Origin of the sequence: Streptomyces caelestis (genome assembly GCF_001279005.1) — a bacterium.
GTDB classification, from domain to species: Bacteria; Actinomycetota; Actinomycetes; order Streptomycetales; family Streptomycetaceae; genus Streptomyces; species Streptomyces heliomycini.
In genome coordinates this window covers 1-4,634 of the sequence record NZ_LGCN01000279.1, presented here as the reverse complement: position 1 = coordinate 4,634, position 4,634 = coordinate 1, and the positions used below count along the sequence as shown (strand labels likewise).

General features: G+C 74.1%; 1 protein-coding gene and 1 pseudogene. Both read right to left on the bottom strand.

Annotation, left to right across the window (positions count from 1 at the left end; translation table 11 throughout):
• A pseudogene (locus tag ADK41_RS38180) lies at positions 1 to 1,897 on the bottom strand (type I polyketide synthase); the annotation flags it as partial.
• A 282-nt stretch (positions 1,898 to 2,179) separates the two neighbouring features.
• On the bottom strand, positions 2,180 to 4,634 hold a 2,455-nt coding region (locus tag ADK41_RS38175), incomplete at its 5' end, for a polyketide synthase dehydratase domain-containing protein (protein WP_037805342.1).

Genomic DNA, 4,634 nt, shown 5'->3' with positions numbered 1-4,634 from the left:
AACGACACCATCACAGCCCACAACACCGGCTGCACCACATCCACCCGCTCCACCGAAGGAGCACCCTCCACACCCCGCACCACATCCAGCAACGACCACTCGACATGAGGAGCCAGGGCGTCGGCACAGGCGGACATCCGCTGGGCGAAGACCGGTGAGGTGTCCAGGAGCTCCACCGCCATACCCGCCCACTGGGAACCCTGGCCGGGGAAGACGAAGACGACGTCGCCGCCTTCGGCGGCGGTTCCTTCGACGAGGCCGGGGGCCGGCTCGCCGGCGGCGAGCGCGTCGAGACCGGAGAGGAGATCGCCGTTCTCCCGGCCGACGACGACCGCACGGTGCTCCATCGCGACACGCGTCGACGCCAGCGAGTGCGCCACGTCCAGCACACGGACGCCGCCAGCCGCGCCGCCTGCTCCCGCACCGCCTCACGCGACTTCGCCGACACCACCCACGGCAACCACACCGGGGCCTGGGCCGACCCGGTGCCGGCCTCGTCGGCGGGCTCCGCGTCCGGGGCCTGCTCCAGGAGGAGATGGGCGTTGGTGCCGCTGACGCCGAAGGAGGAGACGCCCGCGCGGCGCGGCCGGCCGGTCTCCGGCCAGTCGGTGTGCTCGGTGAGCAGGTCGACGGCGCCGTCGGCCCAGTCGGCGTGCGGGGTGGGCGCGTCGATGTGGAGGCTCTTGGGCAGGACGCCGTGGCGGATGGCCTGCACCATCTTGATGACGCCGCCGACACCGGAGGCGGCCTGGGTGTGGCCGATGTTCGACTTCAGCGAGCCGAGCAGCAGCGGCCGGTCGGCGGGCCGGTCCTGGCCGTAGGTGGCCAGCAGCGCCTGTGCCTCGATCGGGTCGCCCAGCGTCGTGCCGGTGCCGTGCGCCTCGACCACGTCGACCTCGGCGGCGGACAGGCCGGCGTCGATGAGGGCCTGGCGGATCAGGCGCTGCTGGGAGGGGCCGTTGGGGGCGGTCAGGCCGTTGGAGGCGCCGTCCTGGTTGACGGCGGAGCCGCGGATGACGGCGAGCACGGGGTGGCCGTTGCGGCGGGCGTCGGAGAGCCGCTCCAGGACGAGCATGCCGACGCCCTCGGACCAGGCGGTGCCGTCGGCGGCGGCGGCGAAGGCCTTGCAGCGGCCGTCGGCGGCCAGGCCGCGCTGCCGGGAGAACTCGGTGAACATCTTCGGCGTCGACATGACCGTGGCGCCGCCCGCCAGGGCGAGGGAGCACTCCCCCTGGCGCAGGGAACGCACGGCCAGGTGCAGGGCGACCAGGGAGGAGGAGCAGGCGGTGTCGACGGTGACGGCGGGGCCCTCGAAGCCGTACGTGTAGGACAGGCGGCCGGAGGCGACGGCGACCGTGTTGCCGGTCAGGAGGTGTCCGGCGACCTCTTCCTGGCGGCCCCGGGAGGCGCTGTCGTAGTCGCCGTGCCCGGTGCCGACGAAGACGCCGGTGGGGCTGCCGGTGAGGGAGTCCGGGAGGACGCCGGCGCGTTCCAGGGCCTCCCAGGAGGTCTCCAGGAGCAGGCGCTGCTGCGGGTCCATGGCGAGGGCCTCGCGCGGGGAGATCCCGAAGAACGCCGGGTCGAACTCGCCTGCCTCGTGCAGGAAGCCGCCCTCGCGGGCGTAGGTGGTGCCGTGGTGGGCGGGGTCGGGGTGGAACAGCCGGTCGAGGTCCCAGCCGCGGTTGGCGGGGAACGTGGAGATGGCGTCCACGCCGTTCCGGGCCAGCTCCCACAGTTCCTCGGGCGAGCGGGCGCCGCCGGGGTAGCGGCAGGCCATCGCGACGACGGCGACGGGCTCGCGGTCGCGGTTCTCGGCCTCGCTGAGCTGCTGCCGGGCCTCCTGGAGGTCGGCGATCGCCCGCTTGAGGTACGCGCGGAGCTTGTCCTCGTTCGACATCAGGTGCCCACCTCTCACTCAGATTCCGGAAAACGCGGAGAGCGGCGATTCCCGGATTCCACGCCCCGACCCTGTTCGGAAAACCCGCGGTCCGCGCAGCAGGCGCACCGGTGGCCTTCTCGGTCCGGGCCGTAGGCCCGGCCCGGACCGGTGGCCAGTCTGGCCGTCCCGGACTGCGGGTTTCCCTAGAGCCTGGAGAGAAATGCGGGGCCGGGCGCGGTGGTGGACACCACACACGCCCGGCCCGGGATGAGAACTGGTGGATTCCCTCGTCGTCGTCGGTTATCGGACGGCGACCGCCCCCTCGAGGGCGGTCAGCCATTCCTCCATGAGGGCGGCTGCCTTCGCGGAGTCCTCACGGATCAGGGAGAGGTGGTCGGCGTCGACCGGCCGTACCGTGGCCGACGGCACCAGCGGTTCGTGCAGGGTGTCGGCGTCCGGTGCGGGGACGCCCTCGATGAGGGCGCGGGTGCACTTGATCTCGAGTACGGGCGCGGTGGTGGGATGCACGTCGAGGGCGTTGAGCAGCACCATCCAGCGGCCCATCGCGGACAGCCGGGAGTTGGTGAGCCGTACGGGCGAGTCGTCGACGGCGGTGAAGTTGAACCGCATCATGCCCGAGAAGTCCACGCCCTCGTCGTTCTTGTGCTGGATGCTCAGGGTGTCGAGCAGCACGACGGCGGTGGGACGGATGCCCCAGGTGCTCTCGAGCACGCCGGCGGCGGCGTAGGCGAGGGAACCGCCCGAGGAGTGGCCGACGAGGACGAAGGGCCGGCCGTCGGCGGCCTGCAGGGCGCTTTCGGCGATCACCCGGGCAGCGGCCTCGGGTCCGGCGGGCAGGGCCTCACCGGTGGCGAAACCGACCAGTGGCAGCGCGGCCACGTCGCGGCTGCCCCGGAAGTGCGCGGAGAGCTGGGCGTACTGGTGGACGCCGCCGTTGGCGGTGGGCGCGCTGACGCAGACCAGCCGTGAGGAGGCCGGTCCCTCGGCGAGCGTCACCGGCCAGGGCAGGTCCTCCAGTTCGGCGGTCGCCTCGAAGGTGGGCCGCAGGGCGGCCACGGTGGCCAGCATGCGCTGCGCCTCCCGGGTCCTGCCCCGGGCGATGCCGTCGAGGAACAGCCGCTCCAACGAGTCGTTCTCGACCGGGCCGCCGGGGACGCCGCCGCGTGGGACGGTGCCGCCGTCCTGGGCGCCCAGTTCGGTGAGCAGCCAGGAGGTGAGGCCGTTCGGGGAGCCGCTGTCGTAGACGATGCCGGCGGGCAGTTGCAGACCGGTGGCCTCGCTGAGCCTGCGGCGCAGTTCGATGCTGATGAGGGAGTCGAAGCCGAGCTCCAGGAAGTCGCGTTCGGGGTCGACCTCGGAGGTGTCGGGGTGGCCGAGGAGTTCCGCGGCGCAGGTGACGACCAGGTCGTGCAGGGCCTGTTCCTGTTCGGCGGGGCCGAGGGTGGTCAGCCGGTCGCGGAAGGAGGCCGTGTCGGCTGCGCTGGCCGGGACGGTGGAGACGGTCGCGGCCGGGCGGGCCGTGCGCGCGGTCGGCGTGGCGGGCCGGCCGGCGGCGCCCGGTCCGAGCAGCCGGGCGGCGGACGAGGGGCGCAGGGCCAGCGCCTCGACGGACAGTACGGGCCGGCCGGCGGGGTCGACGGCCGCGATGGACACGGTGTCCTCCCCGGCCTTGGCCAGGCGCACCCGCAGCCGGGCGGCGCCGGAGGCGTGCAGGGACACCCCGGACCAGGAGAACGGCAGCAGGCCCTGGTCGGCGTCCTTCAGTTCCACGAACTCCACGGCGTGCAGGGCGGCGGTGAGCAGGGCCGGGTGCAGGGCGAAGAGTTCGGCGTCGTCCGCGCGGCCGGGCAGCTCCAGTTCGGCGAAGACCTCCTCGCCGCGGGTCCAGGCGGCGCGCAGGCCCTGGAAGAGGGGCCCGTACTCGGTGCGCTCGTAGAAGCCGGTCAGGTCGAGGGGTTCGGCGCCCTGCGGCGGCCACTGGGCGGCGTCGAACTCGATCCGCCGCTCGTCGGGGACGAGGACGCCGGTGGCGTGCTGGGTCCACGGCTCGTCGGGGGCGTCGGCGGACCGGGAGTGGATGCCGAGTTCCCGGCCGCCGGACTCGTCGGGGGCTCCGACCCTCACCTGGACGGCGACGGCGCTCCCGGCCTCGAGCACCAGCGGTGTGGTGAGGGTGAGTTCCTGCACCCGGCCGCAGCCCGCCTGGTCGCCGGCGCGCACGGCCAGTTCGAGGAAGCCGGTGGCCGGGAAGAGGACCATGCCGCCCATGGTGTGGTCGGCGAGCCAGGGGTGGGTGCGCAGGGACACCCGTCCGGTGAGCAGCACGCCGCTGGAACCGGCCAGCGACACCGCCGCGCCGAGCAGCGGGTGCTCGGCGGGGGTGAGCCCGGCGCCGGCCACGTCCCCGGCGAAGGCGAGGGGGCGCGGCCAGTAGGCGCGGTGCTGCCAGGCGTAGGTGGGGACGTCGGTGCGGCGGGCGCCGGTCCCCTCGAAGAAGGCGGACCAGTCGACGCGGACGCCCGCGACGTGCAGTTCGGCCAGTCCGGTGAGCAGCGCGGTCTGTTCGTCGCGCCGGGTGCGCAGGGCGGGCGCCGCCACGACGTCCGCCGCGTCTCCGAGGGTCTGGCGGGTCAGGGCGGTCAGGACGCCGTCGGGGCCGATCTCGAGGAAGGCGTTCGCCCCGGCGTCGGTGAGCGCCCCGACGCCGTCGGCGAAGCGGACGGTGGCGCGGACG